General features: G+C 35.3%; 24 protein-coding genes, 2 tRNA genes and 1 pseudogene. 10 read left to right on the top strand and 17 right to left on the bottom strand.

Annotated features, from left to right (window positions below; translation table 11 throughout):
• Nucleotides 1-324 precede the first annotated feature (324 nt).
• A complete protein-coding gene (locus AXY_RS05150) occupies nt 325-807 on the top strand; it encodes a LiaI-LiaF-like domain-containing protein (RefSeq protein ID WP_015009731.1) in 483 nt (160 codons plus the stop codon).
• A gap of 167 nt (nt 808-974) precedes the next feature.
• Here the strand turns inward: AXY_RS05150 and yihA are convergent, their stop codons facing one another.
• From yihA to AXY_RS05125, 5 genes are all read right to left on the bottom strand, one after another.
• Nucleotides 975-1,559, bottom strand: a complete 585-nt coding sequence (yihA, locus tag AXY_RS05145) for a ribosome biogenesis GTP-binding protein YihA/YsxC (protein WP_015009730.1) — start codon at nt 1,557-1,559, stop codon at nt 975-977.
• A 1-nt stretch (nt 1,560) separates the two neighbouring features.
• Nucleotides 1,561-3,882, bottom strand: coding sequence for an endopeptidase La (lon, locus tag AXY_RS05140; protein WP_015009729.1), 2,322 nt, complete (start codon nt 3,880-3,882; stop codon nt 1,561-1,563).
• Between the two features lie 79 nt (nt 3,883-3,961).
• Nucleotides 3,962-5,233: an ATP-dependent protease ATP-binding subunit ClpX gene (gene clpX, locus AXY_RS05135; protein ID WP_015009728.1), complete on the bottom strand. Its 1,272-nt coding sequence runs from the start codon at nt 5,231-5,233 to the stop codon at nt 3,962-3,964.
• 330 nt (nt 5,234-5,563) lie between these two features.
• Nucleotides 5,564-6,850 carry a trigger factor gene (gene tig, locus AXY_RS05130; RefSeq protein ID WP_015009727.1) on the bottom strand — a complete coding sequence of 429 codons (1,287 nt, stop codon included), beginning with the start codon at nt 6,848-6,850 and terminating at the stop codon, nt 5,564-5,566.
• Between the two features lie 170 nt (nt 6,851-7,020).
• Nucleotides 7,021-8,007 carry a DUF3196 family protein gene (locus tag AXY_RS05125; RefSeq protein ID WP_015009726.1) on the bottom strand — a complete coding sequence of 329 codons (987 nt, stop codon included), beginning with the start codon at nt 8,005-8,007 and terminating at the stop codon, nt 7,021-7,023.
• Nucleotides 8,008-8,294: 287 nt separating this feature from the next.
• Here AXY_RS05125 and AXY_RS05120 point away from each other — a divergent pair, with 287 nt between their 5' ends.
• A complete protein-coding gene (locus AXY_RS05120; RefSeq protein WP_015009725.1) occupies nt 8,295-8,474 on the top strand; it encodes an H-type small acid-soluble spore protein in 180 nt (59 codons plus the stop codon).
• Nucleotides 8,475-9,096: 622 nt separating this feature from the next.
• Here AXY_RS05120 and AXY_RS05115 read toward each other — a convergent pair.
• On the bottom strand, nt 9,097-10,035 hold the full coding sequence (locus AXY_RS05115) for a nuclease-related domain-containing protein (RefSeq protein WP_015009724.1): 939 nt from the start codon (nt 10,033-10,035) through the stop codon (nt 9,097-9,099).
• Between the two features lie 303 nt (nt 10,036-10,338).
• Here AXY_RS05115 and AXY_RS05110 point away from each other — a divergent pair.
• Nucleotides 10,339-10,412: transfer RNA gene (locus AXY_RS05110), tRNA-Gly, on the top strand.
• A 5-nt stretch (nt 10,413-10,417) separates the two neighbouring features.
• Nucleotides 10,418-10,491, top strand: a tRNA-Arg gene (locus AXY_RS05105).
• 208 nt (nt 10,492-10,699) lie between these two features.
• Here the strand turns inward: AXY_RS05105 and AXY_RS05100 are convergent.
• From AXY_RS05100 to AXY_RS05070, 7 genes are all read right to left on the bottom strand, one after another.
• Nucleotides 10,700-10,972, bottom strand: a complete 273-nt coding sequence (locus tag AXY_RS05100; protein WP_015009723.1) for a phage holin family protein — start codon at nt 10,970-10,972, stop codon at nt 10,700-10,702.
• A 374-nt stretch (nt 10,973-11,346) separates the two neighbouring features.
• On the bottom strand, nt 11,347-11,865 hold the full coding sequence (locus AXY_RS05095; protein WP_015009722.1) for a metallophosphoesterase family protein: 519 nt from the start codon (nt 11,863-11,865) through the stop codon (nt 11,347-11,349).
• The gene (locus AXY_RS05090) at nt 11,865-12,476 is read right to left on the bottom strand and encodes an XTP/dITP diphosphatase (RefSeq protein WP_015009721.1); all 612 of its coding nucleotides are present in this window, start codon (nt 12,474-12,476) and stop codon (nt 11,865-11,867) included. The genes AXY_RS05095 and AXY_RS05090 overlap by 1 nt, the downstream gene beginning before the upstream one ends.
• Nucleotides 12,473-13,228, bottom strand: coding sequence for a ribonuclease PH (gene rph, locus AXY_RS05085; RefSeq protein ID WP_015009720.1), 756 nt, complete (start codon nt 13,226-13,228; stop codon nt 12,473-12,475). Before rph ends, AXY_RS05090 begins: the two co-directional genes overlap by 4 nt.
• A 106-nt stretch (nt 13,229-13,334) precedes the next feature.
• On the bottom strand, nt 13,335-14,393 hold the full coding sequence (locus AXY_RS05080; RefSeq protein ID WP_015009719.1) for a GerMN domain-containing protein: 1,059 nt from the start codon (nt 14,391-14,393) through the stop codon (nt 13,335-13,337).
• A gap of 90 nt (nt 14,394-14,483) precedes the next feature.
• Nucleotides 14,484-15,302, bottom strand: a complete 819-nt coding sequence (gene racE / locus AXY_RS05075; protein WP_015009718.1) for a glutamate racemase — start codon at nt 15,300-15,302, stop codon at nt 14,484-14,486.
• 24 nt (nt 15,303-15,326) lie between these two features.
• Nucleotides 15,327-15,749, bottom strand: coding sequence for a MarR family winged helix-turn-helix transcriptional regulator (locus AXY_RS05070; RefSeq protein WP_051007549.1), 423 nt, complete (start codon nt 15,747-15,749; stop codon nt 15,327-15,329).
• Between the two features lie 260 nt (nt 15,750-16,009).
• Here AXY_RS05070 and AXY_RS05060 point away from each other — a divergent pair.
• The 5 genes and pseudogenes from AXY_RS05060 to AXY_RS05045 all read left to right on the top strand — a co-directional run.
• Nucleotides 16,010-16,833: pseudogene (locus AXY_RS05060) on the top strand (IS3 family transposase); the annotation flags it as partial.
• Complete coding sequence (locus AXY_RS12770; protein ID WP_155835469.1) at nt 16,826-16,969, top strand: hypothetical protein; 144 nt, start codon at nt 16,826-16,828, stop codon at nt 16,967-16,969. The pseudogene AXY_RS05060 and the gene AXY_RS12770, both read left to right, overlap by 8 nt.
• A gap of 28 nt (nt 16,970-16,997) precedes the next feature.
• The gene (locus tag AXY_RS05055; protein WP_015009714.1) at nt 16,998-17,327 is read left to right on the top strand and encodes a hypothetical protein; all 330 of its coding nucleotides are present in this window, start codon (nt 16,998-17,000) and stop codon (nt 17,325-17,327) included.
• A 27-nt stretch (nt 17,328-17,354) separates the two neighbouring features.
• Nucleotides 17,355-17,588: a hypothetical protein gene (locus AXY_RS05050; protein WP_015009713.1), complete on the top strand. Its 234-nt coding sequence runs from the start codon at nt 17,355-17,357 to the stop codon at nt 17,586-17,588.
• A 307-nt stretch (nt 17,589-17,895) separates the two neighbouring features.
• Nucleotides 17,896-18,486 (top strand): hypothetical protein, encoded by a 591-nt coding sequence (locus AXY_RS05045; protein WP_015009712.1) that lies wholly within the window; start codon nt 17,896-17,898, stop codon nt 18,484-18,486.
• A gap of 45 nt (nt 18,487-18,531) precedes the next feature.
• On the opposite strand, the gene AXY_RS05040 is transcribed toward AXY_RS05045, so the two are convergent.
• Complete coding sequence (locus AXY_RS05040; protein WP_407919031.1) at nt 18,532-18,780, bottom strand: helix-turn-helix domain-containing protein; 249 nt, start codon at nt 18,778-18,780, stop codon at nt 18,532-18,534.
• A 205-nt stretch (nt 18,781-18,985) separates the two neighbouring features.
• Here AXY_RS05040 and AXY_RS05035 point away from each other — a divergent pair, with 205 nt between their 5' ends.
• Nucleotides 18,986-19,420: a YslB family protein gene (locus tag AXY_RS05035; RefSeq protein ID WP_015009710.1), complete on the top strand. Its 435-nt coding sequence runs from the start codon at nt 18,986-18,988 to the stop codon at nt 19,418-19,420.
• Nucleotides 19,421-19,474: 54 nt separating this feature from the next.
• Here AXY_RS05035 and uvrC read toward each other — a convergent pair whose 3' ends face one another.
• From uvrC to AXY_RS05020, 3 genes are all read right to left on the bottom strand, one after another.
• Nucleotides 19,475-21,262 (bottom strand): excinuclease ABC subunit UvrC, encoded by a 1,788-nt coding sequence (gene uvrC / locus AXY_RS05030; protein WP_015009709.1) that lies wholly within the window; start codon nt 21,260-21,262, stop codon nt 19,475-19,477.
• Between the two features lie 138 nt (nt 21,263-21,400).
• Nucleotides 21,401-21,715: a thioredoxin gene (gene trxA / locus AXY_RS05025; protein ID WP_015009708.1), complete on the bottom strand. Its 315-nt coding sequence runs from the start codon at nt 21,713-21,715 to the stop codon at nt 21,401-21,403.
• 177 nt (nt 21,716-21,892) lie between these two features.
• Entirely contained in the window at nt 21,893-24,244 is a 2,352-nt protein-coding gene (locus AXY_RS05020; protein WP_015009707.1) for an endonuclease MutS2, read from the bottom strand.
• Between the last annotated feature and the right edge of the window lie 5 nt (nt 24,245-24,249).

Genomic DNA, 24,249 nt, shown 5'->3' with positions numbered 1-24,249 from the left:
TCTTTAAAAATTCCGCAGTTCCGATTTAAGTCAGAATACGTTCATTTCTCAGCTTAAAGACGTCGAGGATGTTTACAACAAATTAAATATAATTTAATCGGAATGTAGTATTATCAATCATTACAACAGTACACGTCTTCTATATCAGATATATGATTTTTACACAATAATATGCTTATCATCCCTATCAAAAGCTGATTTTCTTAATAAAAATATGAATCTTATATTTTAACTAATTGGGCAAATTACTATCAATCTGGTAAAATATACGATGATTAACCCCATCAGTTTGGAAAAATCCTTAAAAAAAGTTAGGTGATTAACTTGCGTAAACAAAACAGTATGGTTGCTTACTTATTAATTGGGATTGGTTTTTACTATTTATTAGAGCAATTATCTATCCCATTTCTTGAACCTTTAACAACTTGGCCAAGCTTATTAATTATTTTCGGAATTAGTTTACTCATACATAGTTACTTAAAGCGAGATTATGATAAGCTTTTTCCTAGTATTCTTGCATTAGGATTCGGTATTCACTACCATGCACTGACACTGTACCCTAATTGGCTTGATCATTGGAGTGTCTATGCAGTAATCCTTGGGATTGCATTTCTTTTGCGTTATCAGAAAACAAAAACAGGACTATATCCTGGTTTATTTTTATTATTGATTGGTTTATTTATGATCATTTCACTTACAAATAATCCATTTTCTGATTCTGTTGATGTATTGATCAAAGTTCTCGAGGATTACTGGCCAGTTGGCTTAATTGTATTTGGTGTTTATTTATTATTTAAAAAACGATAAGTCTAAAATACAGCTAAAATATAAAAACAGGAATCCAGTTTAATACTAGATTCCTGTTTTTATTTGCATTGGATTTTAAAATTGCTTGAAGGATAGTTTTTAAAGAGTTTAATTTATATTGCTACTCTCAGCAATATCAACTAAAACTTTTTACAAGCTAGACGTTTTTATGCTAAATATGCTTGAATCGCGTTCCAGGCTGCTTCTTTCCCCTGTGCTGTTTCGGATGAAAATGGGATAACTTGATCTCCTGGTTCGATTGATAAAGTTTCTTTAATTAACTTCACTTGCTTGTTAACTTGTCCTTTTTTAATTTTATCTAATTTCGTTGCGATGATAATGACTGGAATGTCGTAATGTTTTAAGAAATCATACATCATCACGTCATCATTTGTAGGTTTATGTCTAATATCAACGACTAAAATCGTTGCGCGAAGCGGTTCACGTTCAGAGAAATAGGTTTCCATCATTTTACCCCAAGCTTCACGCTCTGTTTTAGAAACTTTCGCATAACCATATCCAGGAACGTCAACAAAATAAAAGAATTCATTAATTAAATAATAATTTAATGTTTGGGTTTTTCCTGGTTTTGAAGAAGTTCTTGCTAAAGCTTTTCGATTGATCATTTTGTTTATAAATGATGACTTCCCAACATTAGAACGACCTGCTAGTGCGATTTCAGGTAAGTTTTCAGTTGGATATTGATTTGGTGAGACCGCGCTAATTGTAAATTCTGATTGTGTTACTTTCATTCTACACCTCCTTAAGTGCGTGTTCTAATACTTGATCTAGATGACTCACTGGAATAAAGTCAAGACTCTTACGAACACTGTCTGGAATGTCGACTAAGTCCTTTTCATTATCTTTTGGTAAAATTATTGTTGAAAGTCCAGCTCGATGTGCACTTAAAGCTTTTTCCTTTAGCCCACCTATTGGCAATACACGACCTCTAAGCGTAATTTCACCTGTCATACCAACTTCACGTCTAACTGGTCGGTTCGTTAAACTTGAGACAAGCGCCGTTGCAATTGTAATACCTGCTGACGGACCATCTTTAGGTGTTGCCCCTTCAGGAACGTGAATATGGATATCATGGGTTTGATAAAAATCAGGATCAATTGAAAGTTCCGTTGTTCGTGATCTAACATAACTTAAAGCTGCTTGTGCAGATTCTTTCATCACGTCACCTAATTTACCTGTCAAAGCAAGCTTACCTTTACCTGGAACAATACTCACTTCAATCGATAATGTATCGCCACCTGCAGCTGTATATGCTAAACCTGTTGCAGCACCAACTTGATCTTCAGTTTCCATCATACCATAACGATAGATCGGTTTACCTAATAAATTTTCTAACTGTTTTTTCGTAACGATAATACGTTTTTTCTCTTCTGATACATATAGTTTAGTTGCTTTGCGGCAAACAGATGCGACTTGTCTCTCTAATTGACGAACGCCTGCTTCTCGGGAATAACGACGAATTAACTGTGTAATCGCTTCATCACGAATTTGCAGTTGCCCTTTTGTTAATCCATGTGCAGCTATTTGTTTCGGAATCAAATGCTCCTTAGCAATGTGTAATTTCTCTACTTCAGTATAACCAGCAATTGAAATAATCTCCATTCGATCAAGAAGAGGTGCTGGAATCGTCTGTAAATTATTCGCTGTAGCAATAAACATGACATTACTTAAATCATACGATTCTTCAATAAAGTGATCACTAAACTGATGATTCTGTTCCGGGTCTAGTACCTCAAGCATAGCCGCAGAAGGATCACCACGAAAATCATTGGTCATCTTATCAATCTCATCTAACAAGATAACCGGATTTATCGTTCCTGCTTTTTTCATACCTTGAATAATCCGACCTGGCATTGCACCAACATACGTTCTACGGTGTCCTCTAATTTCAGCTTCATCACGGACACCACCTAGTGAGATCCGAATAAAACGACGATTAATTGCCCGGGCAATAGATTTCGCGAGTGATGTCTTTCCTACACCTGGCGGACCAACTAAACACAATATAGGACCGCGCAAACTATTTGTTAACTGCTGAACAGCTAAGTGCTCTAAGACACGTTCTTTAACTTTCTCTAAACCATAGTGATCTTCATTTAAGATACTCGTTGCGCGGTTAATATCTAGATCGTCTTCTGTTTCTTCAGTCCAAGGTAATGAAATTAACCAATCTAAATAATTCCTTATTACTGAGCTTTCCGCAGATGTTTGTGGAATTCGCTCATAACGGTCGAGCTCTTTCATTGCGACTTTTAAGACCCGATCTGGCATTCCACTTTGTTCGATTTTTTCTTGTAGATCAGCAATCTCACCAGACTTCCCATCTCGAGAACCTAATTCTTTTTGGATCGCTTTCATTTGTTCACGTAAATAATATTCCTTCTGTGTTTGCTCAATCGATTTCTTCACACGGCGATCAATTTTTTGTTCAAGTCGAAGGACTTCTTGTTCATTTGAAATTAACTCAATTAAGTCTTGCGCTCGTACTTCTACCTCTATCGTCTCTAATAATTGCTGTTTAATTGTAGATTTTAATGGTAAATGTGAGCTAATCACATCAGTTAAGCGTGATAAATCATCAATATCCATCAAACTACTATATGTCTCAGTGGAGAGTTTTTTTGATAAGCCCACGTATTTTTTAAATTGTGACATTAATGTTCGTACTAAAGCAATCCGCTTCGGTTCATCCAATAATGGTAAATCCGGCAGAGTTTCAGCTTCTACTGACATATACGGCAATTCTTGTTTATATGATAAAACTCTAGCTCTACTTGTACCTTCTACTAAAACTCGAACTGTTCCGTTTGGTAATTTAAGCATTTGTTTTACATATGATACTGTTCCAATTGAATTTAAATCTTCTTTCTTCGGCTCTTGAATCGCACTTTCCTTCTGAGAAACAAGTAAGATTTGTCTTTGTTCCATCATAGCCATCTCAAGCGCTTCTACAGACGCTTTTCTACCAACATCTAAATGCATCACAACTGTTGGAAATACAACCATCCCTCTTAATGGAAGTAACGGGATCGTTAATCGGCTTGCTTCACTCATTTTGATAACCTCCATCTATTGGTCAAGCTAGAAAGGAAAATCCCTTGCTTTATCACAACAAGGGATTTTTTAACATTAATTAAGCACTTTCTTTTGGTTTTTCTTCTGAAACAATTGTGCCATCTTGCGTGATTAAAGTTGGACGACCATTTTCAGTATCAATTGTTCCTTTAGTAATGATACACTTTTTAATATCTGATCGTGATGGTAATTCAAACATCACATCTAACATGATTGTTTCAATAATTGAACGTAGACCACGTGCACCTGTTTTTCTTTCCATTGCTTTTTCTGCAATTGCTTCAAGTGCCTCTTGGTCAAATTCTAATTCAACATTATCCATTTGGAATAAACGTTGATATTGCTTAACAAGTGCATTCTTAGGCTTTATTAAAATTTGAACCAATGCATCTTGATCAAGCGGCTCTAAGCTCGAAATAACCGGTAATCGTCCAATAAACTCAGGGATTAAACCGAACTTCAGTAAGTCTTCTGGTAGCACTTTTTGTAGTAATTCAGCTTTTGTCAATTCACTTTCAGAAGCCTCTGCATCAAAACCGATAACCTTTTTACCTAGACGGCTTTTAACGATTTGGTCGATACCATCAAATGCCCCACCAACGATAAATAGGATGTTCGTTGTATCAATTTGAATAAACTCTTGGTGCGGATGCTTACGTCCCCCTTGTGGCGGAACGCTTGCTGTTGTACCTTCAAGAATTTTCAAGAGCGCTTGTTGTACCCCTTCACCTGATACATCTCGAGTAATTGATGGGTTTTCTGATTTTCGTGCGACTTTATCAATTTCATCAATATAGATAATACCTTTTTCAGCTTTTTCAATATCATAATCAGCTGCTTGAATCAATTTAAGTAAAATGTTCTCAACGTCTTCACCAACATAACCTGCTTCTGTTAGTGATGTCGCATCAGCAATAGCAAATGGAACATTTAAAATTCTCGCTAAAGTTTGGGCAAGTAATGTTTTACCACTACCCGTTGGTCCGATCATGGCAATGTTACTTTTTGATAATTCCACATCGTCTCGATGATCTAATGTATTAATACGTTTATAGTGATTGTAAACAGCTACTGATAAGCTCTTTTTCGCTTTATTTTGGCCGATTACATATTCATCTAAAATTGCAGCAATATCTTGTGGTTTGGGTACATCAGTAAATTCAATATCTTGATCGATGCCTAGCTCTTCTTCAACTATTTCAGCACAAAGATCGATACATTCATCACAAATATAAACACCAGGTCCAGCTACTAGCTTACGAACTTGTTCCTGAGTTTTACCACAAAAAGAACATTTAAGTTGTCCTTTATCTTCATTAAACTTATACAAAATTCTTCACCTCTCTATAGAAACTAACCTTCACTATTATTGGATAGACAATCTTGATTCTCTATTTTTATATTTCCAAAGTTTAGATTTTAGCTTTAACTTATCATAACAAATAAGAAAACAGATTTAAAATATTTACTCTTCTTGTCCTTATTTTAGTCTTTCCCAATTGATAAAAGCTTAAACGAATTAAAGAAAGTCTGTGTATAATAACATATGTATGTAAAAAAACGTAGTGAAAAGTATTAGGGTGTCACTTATGTAAGTATATTTATTATGAGTTAGAGAAAACAAGGAGTTGTTGCTCCTTGTTTTCTCTGTTTTTATAAATTATTTAACTTTGCTATTTTCTAATAAGAAATCAATTGCTTTAGTGAATTTTAGATCTTCTTTTAACATGTCAACATTTCCGCCAAGCATTTGTTTAATTTGCTCAACTTCCATTTTGTACATGTTAGCCATTGATTCAAATTCTTTTTCAACGTCTTCATCAGTAACTTCTAAACCTTCTTGCTCATAGATAGCTTCTAAAACAAGGTTTGTTTGAACACGTTTGCCTGCATCTTCACGCATTTGCTCTTTAAGTTGGTCTTCATCTTGACCTGAGAATTGTGTATACATTTCAAGAGTCATACCTTGTTGTTGAATGCGTTGTTCGAATTCACGTAACATACGGTCAACTTCATTTTCAATCATAACTTCTGGAATGTCGATTTCTGCATTTTCAGAAGCTTGATTAATTAATGATTCGCGTTTTTTGTTCTCAGCAGTTGTTTTCTTTTGATTTTCTAGGCGTTCTTTAATTTTTTCAGTAAGTTCTGCTAATGTTTCAACGTCTTCATCAACATCTTTAGCAAACTCATCATCTAATTCTGGTAATTCTTTAGCTTTAATTTCATGAATTGTTACTTTGAAAACTGCTTCTTTACCAGCTAGGTCTTCAGCGTGATAATTTTCTGGGAAAGTAACATTTACTTCTGTCTCAGCATTGTTTTCTTTACCGATTAATTGATCTTCAAATCCTGGAATAAATGAACCTGAGCCAATTTCTAGTGAGTGGTTTTTACCTGCTCCACCTTCAAATGCTTCATCACCGATAAAGCCTTCAAAGTCGATAACAACTGTGTCGCCTTCTTCAACAGTTCCTTCTTCTTTTACAACTAATTCTGCTAGACGTTGACGCTCTTTTTCGATTTCAGCATTAACATCTTCGTCAGTTACTGTAGTGTCTTCTTCTTCTACTTCAAGGCCTTTATAGTCACCTAATTTTACTTCTGGTTTTACAGTTACTTCTGCTGTAAAGATTAGTGGTTGACCTCTTTCAATTTGAGTAATATCAATTGATGGTTGATCTACAGGTGAAATTCCTGTTTCTTCTACGGCAGTTGTGTAAGCTTCTGGTAAAACAATATCAACTGCATCTTGATACAATGATTCAACGCCAAAACGTTGTTCGAATAGTCCTCGTGGAACTCTTCCTTTACGGAAACCAGGTAATTGTACATCCTTAACTACCTTTTTGAATGCTTGGTCTAATGCTTCATTAAATTTATCTGCTGAAACTTCAACAGTTAGGGTTCCTAGATTACCTTCTTTTTTCTCCCATGTAGCTGTCATTCTTATTCCCTCCATTAATACGTATATAAATTCTATTTGCCGTTCATTCATGGTTCTACAAAATGAGACGATTCCGAACGCAAATTACAACCATTCCATTATACCACAAACATGTTGCGATTCAACAATTAGAATTAACAAAGATTTAGGTCATTTTCAGATTATATTCTTCATTCTTCTATTATTGAAAAGTAGATTTTTTCTAGTTCGATAATTTGATTTGCCATCGTCAATATCTCTTTTGAGTAATATTCTTCTGTCAGTTGAGATTTGGATTCAAACGAACTCTCGACGATTGCAATCATGGCATCTCTAGTTAACATTAAATCAGACATTTTCGGCGTTAGTGGATACAATACATAGAAAAAGCGATCAATTAATTGTTCACACAATTGATAAAAAGTTGGATTTTGTTGTTCATACTCTTCCATTACTTCCCCGAAGGCAATTCGAAACGGGTGATCGTTTTTAAATGGAAACGTACTAGGATTAATTTCTACCTCAGTATTAAATTTAATCACTTTAAACGATTGATCAATTGATTTTGCTTGTAACAAGCCTACAATGACTGTTTTTATCACTGGGTTTACTTTCTGATCTATCAACATTTTTTCGAACAATGATATGTAAGGTGTGATATCAGCATTTTGTAAATGATTAACTAAATGCCACTGTGCTAAACTGTCATTCGCCTGAAAAGCCTCAATTAATTCACGTTTTGTAATTTTTTCTTCTTGTTCAATTTGTTCATTTACTAATGGACGATTTACTTCATATAATTTTTCAAACTGACTTCTTAATATAGAAGGAATTTTTTCAGTGCTTAAAGTCTCTTCCAATAATTTTGCTACATCTTTATGTTTATGAAATTGAAACAACAAAGTGGCGTATACATTTATGTATGAAAAGTAATGTTCATCTTTTCTTGCGATTAAGTCTTCACATAGCTCTTCAGCTTCATCTTGTCTTCCCAGTTCAATTAAGCTCGTCAATTTCCCTAACAATATCGCTTGATCAGTAATTCCGAAGTCTAGCAGCTCTTGAAAGTAATCGATCGCTTTTTCATAATTTCGTTCGTGCATTGCATGAAAAGCTTTTTCCTCAAGATTTTTCTTTTGTTTAGGAAATAGAACTATATTGTCATGTCGTTCCCGCATTATAACCCTCCTTTCATTAAAAGCATCTTTGTCTTAAAGTTATTCTTCCCTTTGAAAGAAAATTCAAACCAATCGCCAATTTGTTACTTCCCTCTTGATGAAAATATTATGTATATTATTTTTACAATAGTCTTTAATTTACTATTTCATGAAAATAATTTCAATTCAATAGTTACACTATTATAGCTTATTCTGAATTACACCTGCAATAAAGAACAACTATAATCAAGTATGTTTTTATTTGATTAGTCAATATTATTAATGATTAAACTAAAGGAGTTGAAAATATGGATGCTGTAAGAGCCCAAGAAATTGTGATGATACCTGATATGGTGCATGTTACTTATCAAGGTCAGAAGGTTTTTATTGAGCACGTCGATGAAGATCAAGAATTAGCAACGATACACCCATTAGACAACCCCGAGGAAAAAATCAGCGTATCAGTTGATCAACTAGTCGAGCATTAAGTTTTAAACCTGCAAAGCAAATTGATGTTATGTAATCCATCCGTTTTTAAACATCGTCTCTTAATTTGAGGCGATGCTTTTTAGTTTAGCGTGAGATCTTTAACGAATCGGTTTAAATTTGGGTTGAGGGTTGATGATTGTGGCGAGATTTTTAATATTTGTGCGCTTTTTGTGGCTAAAAGTTCACGATTTGGGTGGAATCATTAACATTTGAGCATCTTCTCGGGAGAAAAGTTTAAGATTTGAGTGGAATCGTTAACGTTCCAGCACTTTTCTAAGCCAAAGGTTTACGATTTGGGCTGAATCCTTAACGTTTCGGCTTTATTATCTGTCAAACGTTTACGATTTAACCGAATATTTAACCTTTCTGCAATTTTCCCTGTCAAAGGTTCACGATTACAGCGGAATCTTCAACCTTTGTGATCTTTTTATGGCGAAACGTTAATGATTTGGGCAGAATCGTTAATGTTTTAGCATTTATCTAAGCCTAAAGTTAACGATTTTAAGCAAATCTTTAATGTTTCAGCAGTTTTTATGACAAAAAAATAAAGATTATAGCGGAATCTTCAACATTTGAGCAATTTTTCGACCCAAACGTTGAAGATTCCTAGTTAACCCATAGTTACATTGATTTAGCCGCTTCCTCATACTCAGTATAATATGACGCTGGGCCAAGTCGCTTTAAAATATAATTTTTATTTAGAGCTTTTCTAACTGTGTTAATCGAAACGAGCTTTCCCGATCCGCACCACTGATAAATATTATTAATCCTTAGCTTCTTCTCAGGAAAAAGAAAACGAAACTCTTCTATATTAGCTAGGACTGCCTCAATATTTGAAGAGACTTTTTTGCAATGCTGGCACTTCAACTTATTTGGACTAAACTTACCCATATAAGAATAACAATCAAAACAAATTACACCTTTTTTTAATTGATCAAAATCATAGCTAAAGCGAGTTTCATGCCGATTAGTTAAAAGTCGCTTGGTTAATAATTGATTAGCCAGTTTATGGTGCATTTGACTTAACTGATGAGATTCACTTTTTAACGATTTAATAAAGCGGTTAATTTGTGTGGGGAAAATCATTTCTGTATTGAGCGGGGCTTGATACAGGGTGAACTCTTGGTTGATAAAAACAAGTCTCGCGTTGACTTTAATATTAAAACCAACGCTTTGAAGAAATTGTCTTAGGAGTGAGGCGCAGCGATTCAGCTGTAGCAGTGGGTTGCGAATTTCTTTACCGTATATATTTTTAAATAGTTGTCCATCAAGATAATAGTCACCTTCTAAATTTTTCACTTCTAATAAATAAAGTTGATTTTCAAAAATCAACAACGTATCCACTTGAAAAATTGAATGACCTATTTCCAAAGTTAAATCTCGTAAAATCAAAACCTCCTCCGGTAATTCCTCTAATCGCTGATCTAGTTTTCTCTCCCCTTCCAATCCTTTTTCTAAGCTCAAATAATATTGATACTCATCCTTTGATAAGGCACTCCGCAGATTTAAAGATCGAAGTGTCCTTAGCTCATTTGATATTACGCGTTGATTGATAAACATTGCTCACTTCCTTTCTGTAAAAATATCATAGAATAATTTATTAATCGATTCAAATTGACAAATTAGCGAATCAACGGGATTATAAGGTTAGTTCTAATAAAATTTTAAATCAAAACAACAAAACACCTTAAATAATTAACGCAAAAATTTGTTTTCATTTTAAAAAAATTTGCTATAATAATCTATGTCAGGTAAGATTTTATTAATTTTTTAAATAAAAATGAAAAAAGTAATTGACAACAGATTGAAAAGTGACTATAATAAATCTTGTCCGTTAAAACAGACGAAAAAAATATGAATTATGCGGGTGTAGTTTAATGGTAAAACCTCAGCCTTCCAAGCTGATGACGAGAGTTCGATTCTCTTCACCCGCTCCAATTATGTCCCAGTAGCTCAGCAGGATAGAGCAACGGCCTTCTAAGCCGTCGGTCGGGCGTTCGAATCGCTCCTGGGACGCTACTAAGAACCCTTACAAACATTGAGTTTGTGAGGGTTTTTCCTTTTACCAAAAAACTTAATTCTTTTATCGTGTGACAAACATGTGCCATTTTTAAAATACAACTTTCTTTTTTATCATTAGGAAAGCCTTGCAAATATTGATTTTGCAAGGCTTTTTGTTCTTCCATAATTTGTTAGTGGAATTTTTTTATACAAGCGTCACTTTTTATTCTTCAGGATCGTCACTTTTACATTTTACTTGTTTGTACAGTTGATTACCAAAAACTGCTGATCCACTCACTAAAATCCCCTGAATAACACTGTCAAAACTAAAACCAATCATCCCAACCGCAAATACAACACCTATTACAAGTAAGATATAAGGGATTAACCAATCTTGAATATTCGGAGTATCTTTAATAATTTTCCCTAAAATCATCAAAGTAGGGATTATTACTAATGCATCTTCAATTAGATATTCTTTTAGTAAATCTACCATAATATATCACTCCTTTCCCTTTATCAATACGCTTTTAGGCTTGGCTTAATGACGTCATTTTACATGGTGATATGCTTGTTTTTTAAAACTTGGTCACAACTCCCGATAAACAAGAAAAAAAGCCGGGTCTATTGACCACGGCTTGATTTACTAAAAATTAAACACTACAAAATATAATTAATAAGGAACCATAAGATCCCGAAAAAAACAATCAATATTGCTGCTTATTTGATAAATGCAACAGCAACTCTACTAGGATCGCTTTTCGTTTCTTTGCGTTCTTTCTCTTTACGCTCATCCATGTTGTTCACCTCAATAATCAGAATTTATATTACTGATTACTGAATAACTCTTGAAATTATTACTAAAAATGACTAAACCAATTTTGTTGAAAAAGCTAGATCCTTAACTTCTTCACTATTGAGTCGGTAAAAGTGTACTTCATACTCATTGGCATCATTCCATTCTAAAAGAGCATAAGTTTCTTCTTTTCGACCACGTGGGTAACGAATACTCCCTGGATTAATGACAAGCTGATTTCCAATTTTTGTTGCACCAGCACGATGCGAATGACCATGGCAAATGATTCTTGCATGAAGCTCACTTGCACGATATGTAATGGGGTCTAAGGTGAAATTAATATTATGCATATGACCATGAGCAACATAAAAAGTCGTCCCTTTAACATCAAAAACAAGTTCTTCAGGAAAATCAATATCAAAATCGGTATTACCACCCACTCGTTTAAATCCTTGAATAGGCAATTGATGATAATCCAATTCTGAATCGCCGCAATGAATCATTTGATCAACTTCATCTTGGTAGCGATTTTTAAGATTCAGTAATTCCTTCATCCAACCATGACTATCACTAACAATTAAAACTTTTGGCATCAGTCAAAACCTTCTTTCCCCTCTAATTCTAACCAAGCTGCCATTTCTTTTAATGCCTTACCACGATGACTTATACGTCCTTTTTCCTCTGGTGATAATTGTGCCATCGTCAAATTATAGCCATCGGGCATAAAAATAGGATCATAGCCAAATCCATTTTCTCCTATCGGCTCTTCAACAATGACACCACTACATTTCCCATACTTAACGATAGTTTCCTTACCAGGTACTGCAAAAGCCAAAGCACAAATAAACGATGCTCCACGCTTTTCTAAAGGTACACCTTCTAGCTCACTTAATACCTTCTCAATATTGCGTTGATCGTCCTTATCGCTTCCTGCATAACGTGCCGAATAAACACCTGGACGTCCATCTAAATAATCAATTGATAAACCAGAATCATCTGCTAAAACAGGTAAATTCATCTGTTCAGCAATTCCCTCTGCTTTTAAGATAGCATTTTCCGAAAAAGTCTCACCTGTTTCTTCAATATCTTCAATAGAAGAGTCAAGATCTAATAATGAAATAATTTCAACACGATCTTGATCAAAAATTGCTCTAAAGTCATCTACTTTTCCTTTGTTTTTAGTTGCTATTAAAATCTTTTTCATGATTTTCCCTCTTTTTTCCCGATCCTTTCAGCTAGTTCTCCTAAAGCATCTTTCTGAATTTGGAAAATTTCTTCGATACCTTTCTTGCCTAGTTCAAGCATTTTCTCTAGTTCCTGATAAGAGAAGCTTGATTCCTCTCCAGTACCCTGAAGCTCGACAAATTCATTCTTTCCTGTCATGACAATGTTCATATCTACCTTAGCTTCAGAATCTTCAACATACTCTAAATCCAATACTGCTTCACCATCTGGTAAAATTCCAACAGAAATTGCACCTAAATAGTCCGTAATTGGCAGTTCTTCAATTGCCTCTTGCTCAAGCAGTTTCCCTAAAGCAAGTACAACAGCAACAAATGCACCAGTAATTGATGCAGTACGTGTGCCGCCATCTGCCTGAATAACATCACAATCTACCCAAATTGTTCTTTCACCGATCTTATCTAAATCGACTACTGCTCTTAAAGCACGGCCAATTAATCTCTGAATTTCCATTGTACGTCCAGAAACTTTACCGCGGGAAGATTCTCGGATGTTTCGTTGTTCAGTTGCTCGCGGTAGCATCGCGTATTCAGCTGTAATCCATCCCTTACCTTGTCCTCGTAAAAATGGTGGTACGCGATCTTCAATACTCGCATTACAGATTACTTTTGTTTCACCTATAGAAATCAAAACAGAACCCTCAGGATGTGTAATAAAGTCTGTTATGATTGATATTGGTCGTAATTCATTTGAATTTCTATTATTTGGTCTCATTTGACAATCCTCCTATTCTAAACAATCGTAACATATTTTTAGCTCAATCGATAATTTCATTCGAAAGTTTTTTAAAAAAGGGTAAAAAAAAAGCTGATAAATCAGCTTAGAAACGACCAGTAGGAACAAATGACTCGCGTGTGACTGGTTCACTATATGGAATGCCGTGTTCATTAAAAATTTGTTCAACATTCTCAACACTAATAGAAACACCATTTACATCAGGTAAATCCGTTAAAGTTAAAACTAATGTTTCAATTACTTCATCAGCAATATAAGCTTCATTTACATCAGCTAAGATTTCCTCAGTAAACTCAATTGTCATAATTCCTTCATCTGTAACGCTCACATCGATTAACTCGATATTCGGATTAAACACATGAAGTAATTTTGATTCATAAGTCGGTCCACTTAGTAGTGCTTCAACGATACCACGATTTAAATCATCAGACTCAATATGTTGCGTAACTGGAACATAGTACATGTTTGCACCCATTTGCGCTGGGTAATAGATTGTAACTGCCTCACTATTAATTAAATCGACTGCGTCTGTATCAAGAATATTAATTCCATTTGCACGACTATAGCCGTCGCGAATTGGCGTTCCATTTACAGGCATTGAATTTTGCTCAAATCCATTCACCCATAACTTCACACGTTCTACACTATCAAATTCCGTAAGTGTATACGTCATCGCTTGAATAATTTGTTGTTCCTTAGAGCCATCATACTCTAAAAACTCTTCAGACAAATCGACTACTAATGTACCATCTTCCTCTAAATTCAAACCAAGTACTTCAGTACCGGCAGGCAATACAGCTTCAAAGCCGTTAGGTAATAGATTCGTAATCGGTCCACCTTCTACTAAATATTCAACAGCTTGCGCAGCAACTTCATTTGTTTCTAGTTTTGGTAACTCAAATGTATGAGGTACCACTACTCCTTCTTTACTTAACAAATACAGTCTTCGTGAAACAGTTTCAGCTGATAAATCAGACGCATCCTCCTCCGAATCCTCAGTCAGCTCGTCCTCTACCAAATCTTGCGGTGCATCCATATCCTCTAAGTCGTCTTCCTTTGATGAATTACACCCTATAACAAAAAATAAAGTAGCGACAATTAATAAAAGTTGCATCGTTCGTTTCGTTAGTACTCGTATATTCATACGTACCCTCCTCTAGATGGTTTGTACTAATATGTATACGAGCCCTTTTTATAAATTAGACCTGCTTGTATTAAAAAACAAGTAGTTAAACTACTTGTTATCAATAGTTTGATTAATGACGACGTGTTTAACATTTTCCACCGGTTCATCCATCCAAACATTTGCGATTTGTTGAAACAGTTGAGCGGATCCTGTAGTGAAAAATTCATGCTGAGGCTGTCGATCACCTCGATACGCCAACTGGTTATAAGATAGTATCGTACTCACTTCTCGAGCTGTTTCTTCACCTGAAGAAATAATTTGAACTTGGTTACCCATCTCTAATTGAATCTGATCAGAAATAATCGGGTAATGAGTACAGCCTAGTATCAATGTATCAAGATTCTTTACCTGCTTTAACGAAGCTAATGATTCGCTGACAACTTCTTTCATTTCATGACTTGAAAAATCTCCACGTTCTACTAACGGGACAAATTGAGGACAAGCTAAGCTACTAACAGAAATCTTCGATGAAATTTGTTGAAGCGCCTGTGGATATGCTTCACTTTTAATCGTCCCTTCAGTCCCAATGACTGCAACTTCTTTTGTCTTTGTCACCTTAATTGCTGCCCTAGCACCCGGTTGAATAACACCAATTACCGGAATATCCAGCTTTTCCTTTAATAAGTCTAATGTAAATGCAGTTGCTGTGTTACACGCGATTACGAGTAACTTAATCTTCTTTTGCATTAAAAAGTCTACCATTTCTAATGTAAACTGAATCACTTCTTGTTCCGGTCGTGAACCATACGGACAGCGAAGCGTATCGCCTAAATAAATAATCTGTTCTTTTGGTAATTGACGCATTAATTCACGAGCTACAGTTAGACCACCAACCCCTGAATCAATCACTCCTATTGGTTGATCCAATTTTATCCCTCATTTTCTAACATTCTATTTATTTTCAAGATCTTTTTTCATTTTTTCTAGTAAAATTTTTAATAATTCATCGAGCATATCCACCTTATCAGTTGCTACATCTGATAGTACCTCACTTAAGTAAATTTGGCGCATTTTTATCACTTCACAAATAATTTTATGTCCGACTGGTAAGAGATGAATTCTTACAACACGTCGATCTTTCTCATCTCGTTTACGTTCAACTAACTTATTCCGCTCCATTCGATCTATTAAGTCCGTTGTCGTGCTAAAAGCTAAATTTAATTTGTGCGACAATTCACCGATTGTCAGATCTCCTTCTTCTAGTAACCACTGTAATGCAATAAACTGTGGTGTCGTAATCGAATAGTCTTTTAAAATCTCTCTACCTTTATGTTTTATTATACCGTTTATGTATCGTATATTTCGCTCTATCATAGCAATTGAATTTCCTTCACATTCCACCGTTACCTCGCCTCCTTTAAGATTTTATTTTCTCATTGTATCATAACATTATTTAAGGACAGAAGGTACTCTGAAGTTTGAATTGGGGGTTTATTATGTTTGTTAGTAGAGTTGGACTATGGGGAAAAATGTTGCTAGTGAAGGTGCGCGTTTAGTGTCTATGATGCTAGTATAGTTTCATGGACACATCTAAGTTAAATTATATACAATGAATTTAAGGAGGATGTGTCACAATGAATCAAAGAAAACATGGTCATCGGTATAATGATGACTTCAAAAAAATGTTGGTTGATCTTTATCATTCTGGAAGTTCTGTAAAGGATTTAAGTAGCGAATATGGCGTTTCTGAAGTTACTATTTATAAATGGATCAAGGACTTTACTCCAGTTGAAGGTGTTGATGGCAAAGAAGTGACACCTAAAGAAGTCGATGCCATTCAAAAAGAATACCTTCGCTTAAAACAGGAGCTTGAAATCTTAAAAAAGGCTATGGCCATATTCGCAAGAAAGTAAACAACAGTGAACTGACAGAGTTTATTTCAGAACACAAAGATGACTATCCTATCGCTACAATGTGTCAAACGCTTGATATACCAAGGTCTACCTATTATGAATCATTAACTAAAACAGAATCAAATCGTGATCGTGAAAACCGTGAATATACTGATAAAATCAGACACATTCATGAAGAGAGTAAAAAACGCTACGGTGCACCTAAGATTTCACAAGGCGTTAGAAAACAAGGCTATTCAATCAGTTTAAAACGCGTTCAACGCCTGATGAGAAAGGCTGGGATTAAGTCTATCACTGTAAAGAAATTTCGACCAACCGCTAGTAAACAAAAGGTTGTAGAAAAGGAAAATATCATCAACAGGGATTTTTCCACGACAACGATTAACGAGAAATGGGTTGGCGATATCACCTATATTCATACGTTTCGTCATGGTTGGTGCTACCTTGCATCTGTATTAGATTTGCACACTAAGAAAGTGATTGGTTACTCTTTTTCGCGATCAATGACAACAGAGATGGTAAAAAAAGCTTTAGAGAATGCTTATTGAATTTGGCCATGTACTCGGACTAGCTCATTTTAATAATGCTTACCAGATTATGCGCCCAGATCCTACAACTAGATGGATTAAAACGCCTAGTGTTGATGAGCTTAATGCGGTTGATTGGATCAATTCATATTAGTTATAAAAATTCATTAGGAGGTTAACCTGTGCGAAAAAATAGTTTAATACTTCTTATTTTCATTGGATTATTAATCATCGGATGTAGTAATGAAAAAAATTCAACAACTAATGAAAGCGTAATGCCACAAATTGTTCAAGGGGCATTACGAGAAGTTACCCTTGAACAAGCAACAGAAGAAGCAGATATCATTGCCAATATCACAATAACAGATATTGCTGATGTTGTAGAAGTCAGTTTTGATGAATGGACAACTCATGAATACACAATATACGAGGCAAAAATTAACCGTTACTTTTATGATGACCTTAGTTACGGAGAACAAATCAAGTTCTTACAACCTGGTGGGCCTAATTGACAATTTGATAATGATCCATTACTCGAAGTGGGAGAAACTTATATTGTCTTTTTAGATGAACGAGAAGATACTTACCTAGGAAGAAATTTAGCAATAACCGGTGGACCCCAAGGAAGGTATAATAAAGTAGGTGATGTATTTGTGAGACAAGTTAATCCTATCGGTGATAATGGTTTGAAAGAATTGACAGAACGTGAATTAATCCAAACATTAAACGAGCGCAATGAAGAATTAAACATTGATTTAAGTATAATAGAATAATACAGAAAACTTAAATAATAATCCTTTATCTTATTCAAAGACCGCTTTGTATTTACAGTAGTCCCTCGTCCCTCTATTGAGAGCTTTTATTCCGTTACATTTGAACACAGGCTCTTTAACCACATCAAGTCATATCATACTTGTTGATCTTTATCTTATTAAAGTATAAAACCTTAATATTAGAAGAGACATTACTAATTTTAAATTAAATAACAAGTAACTTACCACTGAAATTAATAGACCTAGTGTAGATGAGGTAAATGCAGCAAACAATATAAATTATTAAAATAATTTAGGAGGTTGCTTTGTGAGAAAAAGTTATTTATTCATTGCTATTGTCGTTAGTTTATTGCTTGTTGGGTGTAATCATACAGAAGATTCAACTATTAATGAAAATACAGAACCAACTATTGTTTATCCATCACGAATGACCTATTCACTTAGGGAACTAACTAAAGAAGCTGAAATTATCGCTGAGCTCACAGTAACTGAGCTCGTTGAAGTTATAGAAGTTGAACATCATGAATTCTTTACGCAAGAACACTCTGTTTATAAAGCAACAGTTAATAACTATCTTCATAACGAACTTGGTTATGATGATGAAATTGAAGTTTTACAAGTCGGTGGACCAAATTGGAGATATAGTGATGATCCACTTCTCGAAATTGGTGAAACCTATCTTCTTTTTCTAGATAATAGAGAAGACCCTAATTTGGGTACGAATTTAGTCATGACTGGTGGTCCAACAGGAAGATTTAATAAAATTGATGATGTTTATGTCAGACAGCTTGGTCATACGGGTGAAGGTAACTTAAGTCGATTGACTATACAAGATTTAGGTAAAGCAATCAATGATGTAAGTGAAGAAATTAACATTGATTTAAGTATATTAGAATAATAAATTAAAAAGTAACCGACTTCCTTAAAAAGAAGTCGGTTTTTGTTAGAGCTTTAGCTCTCCCATACGCAAAAGCTCAACAACAGCTTGCGCTCGCCCCTTTACACCAAGTTTCTGAATTGTATTAGAAATGTGATTTCTTACAGTTTTTTGGGATATGAATAGTTCATCTGCAATATCTTTCGTCGTTTTATCTTGTACGAGTAATTCGAAAACTTCTTTCTCACGTTTCGTTAATATTTGCTTCGGCTTGTAGTCGTGTTCTTTCAAGTCTAGACCCCTCCTTGCTGTCATTAAAGTTGCGGCTTTAGAGGGTATTAATACATGTAGTCATGGTATTTTATGTTGTAGTTTTGTTTCTGTGAAGGTGAATGAAACAAGTTTTGAAATAGTTTTTTAAAAAATTGCATTTTACATAAGTCGCAACAATGAAAGATATTGCAAACAAGCCCTGTAAAGGTGATAATGATTATAGGTATATATTTAGGGGGCTTTTGTTATGCAAAGAAATATTGAACAGATAGATAAAATCGTAAATGAAATCGAAACGACGGGCTCAGGTTATGATTTGTTAAGGTATGTTGCTTTGCCTGATCTGCTTGGAAAGGATGCTCCTCTTATCCTATATGTTATGGGTAAGAATTTAGCACGTGCACAGTCATTTGAGTCGATTGACCAGATTAGTGAGTTTTTTAAAAAAGTTGGTTGGGGAACTTTGGAGCTAATTAAAGAAAAAAGAGCAGAGCACATCTTTAAATTACAGACACGCGTGATCACAGAACGACACCGCTTAGGCATTGCAACAGATTATCGACTAGAGGCTGGCTTTTTAGCTGCGGCGATGGAGCAAATTCTCTCCTTTCAGTGTGAATGTGTTGACGAAGAAAAACCTCGAAAAAATTTCGTAGAATTACGCGTTCAGCACTACCGTTAATCGAATCATAAATAAAAATGAAGCGCCTATCATCATAATGATTAGGCGCTTATTTTATGTTTCGTCATGTTCATTCAAATATTGTTGAATCATCTTGGCTGTTGGCTCTGGGATTCCAAGGCGTTTAATTGTTTCAAGTGGGGCATCTTTTATTTCAGTAATTGATTTAAAGTGTGTTAATAATAGATTGCGTCTTTTAACGCCCACTCCAGGTATGTCATCTAAGATTGATTTAAATGCACTTTTGCCTCTTAATTGGCGGTGGAATGTGATTGCAAAGCGGTGTACTTCATCTTGGATTCGTTGAATTAAATAAAATTCTTGTGATTTTCGATCAAGATTAATCACTGTTGGAGGGTCGCCATATAATAACTCGCTCGTTTTATGACGCTCATCTTTTGCTAAACCACACAATGGGATATCAAGTCCTAGCTCATCTTCAAGTACACTTAGAGCTGCTGACATTTGTCCCTTACCACCATCAACAATAATTAAATCTGGCAGTGGTAAATTTTCTTTTAAAACTCTCGTATAACGACGTCTAATGACCTCTCGCATTGTTTCATAATCATCAGGGCCTTCAACGCTTCGAATTTTGTATTTTCGATATTCCTTTTTATCCGGCTTTCCGTCGATAAATACGACCATTGCTGAAACAGGGTCTGTTCCTTGAATATTCGAGTTGTCAAATGCTTCAATCCGGATTGGTGTTTGAATATTTAATTTTTCACCTAATCGTTCAATTGCCTTAATTGTTCGTTCTTCGTCTCGTTCAATTAAAGAGAATTTTTCTTCGAGGGCAATTTTCGCATTTTTACCTGCGAGTTCAAGTAGGTCTTTGCGTTTACCTCGATACGGAATCGTTACATCGACTTCAAGTAATTGTGATAATAGCTTATAATCAACTGGGGCTGGAACGAGTACTTCTTTAGGTCGAATATGATTGTGATGTAAGTAAAATCGACCAATAAATGTGACAAATGTTTCTTCTGCATCATTATAAAAAGGAAAAATTGACACATCTCGTTCAATTAACTTACCTTGTCGGATGAAAAAGACTTGAACGCACATCCAGCCTTTATTGTAGCTATAATTAAAAATATCACGATCAATCCGATCGCTTAGAATCATCGTTTGGCGTTCCATGATCACATCAATGTGCTGAATCTGATCACGAAGCTCTTTGGCTCGTTCAAAATTAAGATCGTCACTAGCTATTTGCATTTTTTCTTGTAGCTGCTTCCTAATAGCTTGATGATCTCCATTTAAGAATGAAACGACATCCTTTACAATCGCTAGATATTCTTCTTCAGATGGTGGTGTATCTGCACAGGCTAAGCACTGGCCTAAATGATAATACAGGCAATATTGACCTGGCTTATTGTTGCACTTTCTTAACGGATAAATCCGATCTAATAATTTTTTCGTTTCTCTTGCGGCTAGCACATTTGTATATGGCCCAAAATACTTCCCTTTATCTCTTATTACTTTTCGAGTAATGATTAAGCGTGGGTGGCGTTCGTTTGTTACTTTTAAGTAAGGGTAGCTTTTATCGTCTTTTAGTAGCACATTGTAGCGTGGATCATATTTTTTAATTAAGTTCATTTCTAAAATTAGTGCTTCAATTTCCGATGATGTGACCACATATTCAAAATCTACAATCTCTTGGACGAGTCGTTGTGTTTTTTGATCGTTTGCTCCAGTAAAGTATGAGCGTACACGATTTTTTAGTTTTTTTGATTTACCGACATAAATAACCGTCCCATTTTTGTCTTTCATCAAATAGCAACCTGGTTCTGCAGGTAAAACGGCTAATTTTTCTTGAATAGTCGTTGTTGACATACTCTAACACTCCATTATTAACAAGTAAATAGTATTTAAATAATTATAACATAAGTCCTTTTAAATATTACCGTTCGCTTGATTTGGCCTAATGAAAAAGATCACACCACTCAAAGAGTAAATGTGATCTTAATAAAATTATACATATTGTTCGATACGTGCTTGAAGGAGCTCTTTCGGTTGGAAACCAACAACTTGGTCTACAATTTCTCCATCTTTAAATAGAATTAATGTTGGGATACTCATTACACCGTATTTACTTGCAGTTTCTTGATTATCGTCAACATTTAATTTTACGATTTGAACTTTATCAGACATTTCTTCATCTAATTCCTCAAGGATAGGTCCGATCATTTTACACGGTCCACACCATGGTGCCCAAAAGTCTGCTAGAACTAGACCTGAACCTGTATCTTTTGCAAAGCTTGCATCTGTTGCATTGATAATTGCCATCAATATTCCTCCTTGTAATCACTTTGGATCATAATTAGTAGTTAGTATACCACCTAGGGCATCTGTTGGCTAGTAGACTGCTCATATTTAGTTTTGCCTAAGCCACGCTAGTTGATGCAAGTAGGTTAATTTAACTTACACTTGATTTTACATTTTTTTATTTTTCGACGCAATGAATTAGCTCAGCTCAAAAACTGTAACGCCACTTCCACCTTCATTCATCCCGCCAACACGTGAGCTTTTAATATTTGGATGACTTTGCGCAAAGCTTTGAACACCTTTTCGAAGTGCTCCAGTCCCTTTTCCGTGAATGATCGTGACTTTCTGATAACCGGCTAAAATCGCATCATCGATATAATTTTCTAATTCTGCTAATGCATCTTCATATCGTTCACCACGTAAATCAAGTTCTGGTTTAACATGATAATGAGAACCCTTAACAGTTGCGAGTGGTTTTGCAACGATTGGGTTTTCTCGTTTGATTAATCTTAAATCACGCTTTTTAACTTTTAACTTCATGACGCCAATTTGTACTTGGATATCATCGTCAGCATTAATCGCAATAATTGTACCATTTTGATTAAGTGTTAATACATTAACTTCATCACCAACCTCAAAGGTCTGTTTTGCTGAGGTGTGTAATGCTTTATTTTCTTGTCTTTTATCAGTTAAGTTTGGTGCTGCTTGATCAAGACGTTTTCTCGCTTCAATCCATTCATGCTCCTTCAAGCTTGCACCATGCTGCATTTGGCGAATTGACTCAACAATTTCTGTAGCCTCTTGACGTGCTTTTTCAATCGCTTTTTGAGCGGTTTCTTCTGCTTTTTGATATAGTCGCTCTCGTTCTTGATCGAACTTCTCAAGCTCTTTTCTTAATTGATCACGTAGAGCTTCTGCTTCTTGTAATGTGCGTTCTGCATCATCATAATCTTGCTCAGCTTGACGTCGTGCTGTATCTAGCGACTCAATCATATGTTCAACACTTTTAGTATCTGTACCGATTAATTGCTTTCCAGCTTCAATAATTTGATCATCTAACCCTAATCGTCGGGAGATTTCAAATGCATTACTTCGACCAGGAACACCTATTAGTAAACGATATGTTGGTTGGAGTGATTTAACATCAAATTCCACTGATGCATTTATTACCCCGTCACGATTGTATCCATAAGCTTTAAGCTCAGGGTAGTGCGTCGTAGCGATAACACGAGCTTTTTTATTAACTACATAATCTAATATCGCCATTGCAAGTGCTGCCCCTTCTTGCGGGTCTGTTCCTGCACCGAGTTCATCAAATAGAACTAAGCTTTTATGATTGACTTGTTTTAAAATCTTCACAATTTGTGTCATATGAGATGAAAAGGTACTTAAGCTTTGCTCGATTGATTGTTCATCACCAATATCAGCAAATACCTCATCAAATACTGCTAGACGGCAACCATCTAAAGCAGGCACTTGTAAACCAGATTGTGCCATCAGTGTAGCTAGACCAACTAGTTTTAATGTGACGGTTTTTCCACCGGTGTTTGGTCCAGTGATGACAATCGCGTGATAATCTTCACCTAAAAGAATGTCATTCGCTACAACCTCATCTTCATTTAATAATGGGTGGCGTGCTTGTTTAATATCTATTATTCCTTGATCGTTCATTTTAGGCATTGCTGCTTTCATCGAACGACCTAGCTTTGCTCTGGCAAAAATAAAATCTAGTTGCGTTAAAATTTTAACATTATGCGTTAGATATGGATGATGTGTGCCAATTTCTTGAGATAATTGTCTTAAAATCCGTTCGATTTCAGCTTTTTCTTGAGCCCTTGCTTCTGAAAGCTGATTGTTAATTTCAACGACTACTTGTGGTTCGATAAATAGTGTTTGTCCAGATGAAGATTGATCATGAACAATCCCACCAAATGCACCTCGATATTCCTGTTTAACAGGTAAGACATAACGGTCGTTTCGAATCGTCACAATTGCATCAGAGAGCATTTTACTCTTTGACTTTGTTAAGCTATCGAGTCGGTCTCGGATTCTGCTTTCATTTGTACGAATTTTCATTCGGATTTGGCGTAATTTACTTGATGCGCCATCTAAAACATGTCCATTATCATCAATACAACTCTTAATTTCACGTTCAAGATGATTTAAAAGCTCAATTTGACCAACCAATTCGCGAATAATTGGTATCGCGACTTCTTCTTCATCAATATTTTCAACAAAATTTCTTAATTGTTTACCCCCATAAATTGTTTCAGCTATTTGCAAACATTCTTGGGCATTCAAAACGCCGCCAATTTCAACCCGTTTTAGGCTTGGTTTAATATCAGTAATCCCACCAAATGGTACGTCACCATAAAGTCTAATTACTTGACCTGCTTGATCTGTCTCTGATTGGAGCAGTTCAACTTTTGTTAGCTCTGTCTCAGGTTTTAGTTGACGTGCACGCTCTTTTCCGAGTGAAGTTGCCGCGTGTTCAACTAATTGCTCTATCACCTTATCAAAATCTAATATTTGATAAATCCGTTTATTCATCTTAT

The organism is Amphibacillus xylanus NBRC 15112 (assembly GCF_000307165.1).
GTDB lineage: Bacteria > Bacillota > Bacilli > Bacillales > Amphibacillaceae > Amphibacillus > Amphibacillus xylanus.
This window is presented reverse-complemented; position numbering and strand designations above follow the sequence as displayed.

What these genes read in the sequence shown, in the direction of transcription:
- yihA (WP_015009730.1), bottom strand. Translation starts at nt 1,559, where the DNA reads ATGAAAGTAACACAATCAGAATTTACAATTAGCGCGGTCTCACCAAAT.
- lon (WP_015009729.1), bottom strand. Translation starts at nt 3,882, where the DNA reads ATGAGTGAAGCAAGCCGATTAACGATCCCGTTACTTCCATTAAGAGGG.
- tig (WP_015009727.1), bottom strand. Translation starts at nt 6,850, where the DNA reads ATGACAGCTACATGGGAGAAAAAAGAAGGTAATCTAGGAACCCTAACT.
- AXY_RS05125 (WP_015009726.1), bottom strand. Translation starts at nt 8,007, where the DNA reads ATGCGGGAACGACATGACAATATAGTTCTATTTCCTAAACAAAAGAAA.
- AXY_RS05120 (WP_015009725.1), top strand. Translation starts at nt 8,295, where the DNA reads ATGGATGCTGTAAGAGCCCAAGAAATTGTGATGATACCTGATATGGTG.
- AXY_RS05115 (WP_015009724.1), bottom strand. Translation starts at nt 10,035, where the DNA reads ATGTTTATCAATCAACGCGTAATATCAAATGAGCTAAGGACACTTCGA.
- AXY_RS05100 (WP_015009723.1), bottom strand. Translation starts at nt 10,972, where the DNA reads ATGGTAGATTTACTAAAAGAATATCTAATTGAAGATGCATTAGTAATA.
- AXY_RS05095 (WP_015009722.1), bottom strand. Translation starts at nt 11,865, where the DNA reads ATGCCAAAAGTTTTAATTGTTAGTGATAGTCATGGTTGGATGAAGGAA.
- AXY_RS05090 (WP_015009721.1), bottom strand. Translation starts at nt 12,476, where the DNA reads ATGAAAAAGATTTTAATAGCAACTAAAAACAAAGGAAAAGTAGATGAC.
- rph (WP_015009720.1), bottom strand. Translation starts at nt 13,228, where the DNA reads ATGAGACCAAATAATAGAAATTCAAATGAATTACGACCAATATCAATC.
- AXY_RS05080 (WP_015009719.1), bottom strand. Translation starts at nt 14,393, where the DNA reads ATGAATATACGAGTACTAACGAAACGAACGATGCAACTTTTATTAATT.
- AXY_RS05070 (WP_051007549.1), bottom strand. Translation starts at nt 15,749, where the DNA reads ATGATAGAGCGAAATATACGATACATAAACGGTATAATAAAACATAAA.
- AXY_RS12770 (WP_155835469.1), top strand. Translation starts at nt 16,826, where the DNA reads ATGCTTATTGAATTTGGCCATGTACTCGGACTAGCTCATTTTAATAAT.
- AXY_RS05040 (WP_407919031.1), bottom strand. Translation starts at nt 18,780, where the DNA reads ATGACAGCAAGGAGGGGTCTAGACTTGAAAGAACACGACTACAAGCCG.
- AXY_RS05035 (WP_015009710.1), top strand. Translation starts at nt 18,986, where the DNA reads ATGCAAAGAAATATTGAACAGATAGATAAAATCGTAAATGAAATCGAA.
- uvrC (WP_015009709.1), bottom strand. Translation starts at nt 21,262, where the DNA reads ATGTCAACAACGACTATTCAAGAAAAATTAGCCGTTTTACCTGCAGAA.
- trxA (WP_015009708.1), bottom strand. Translation starts at nt 21,715, where the DNA reads ATGGCAATTATCAATGCAACAGATGCAAGCTTTGCAAAAGATACAGGT.
- AXY_RS05020 (WP_015009707.1), bottom strand. Translation starts at nt 24,244, where the DNA reads ATGAATAAACGGATTTATCAAATATTAGATTTTGATAAGGTGATAGAG.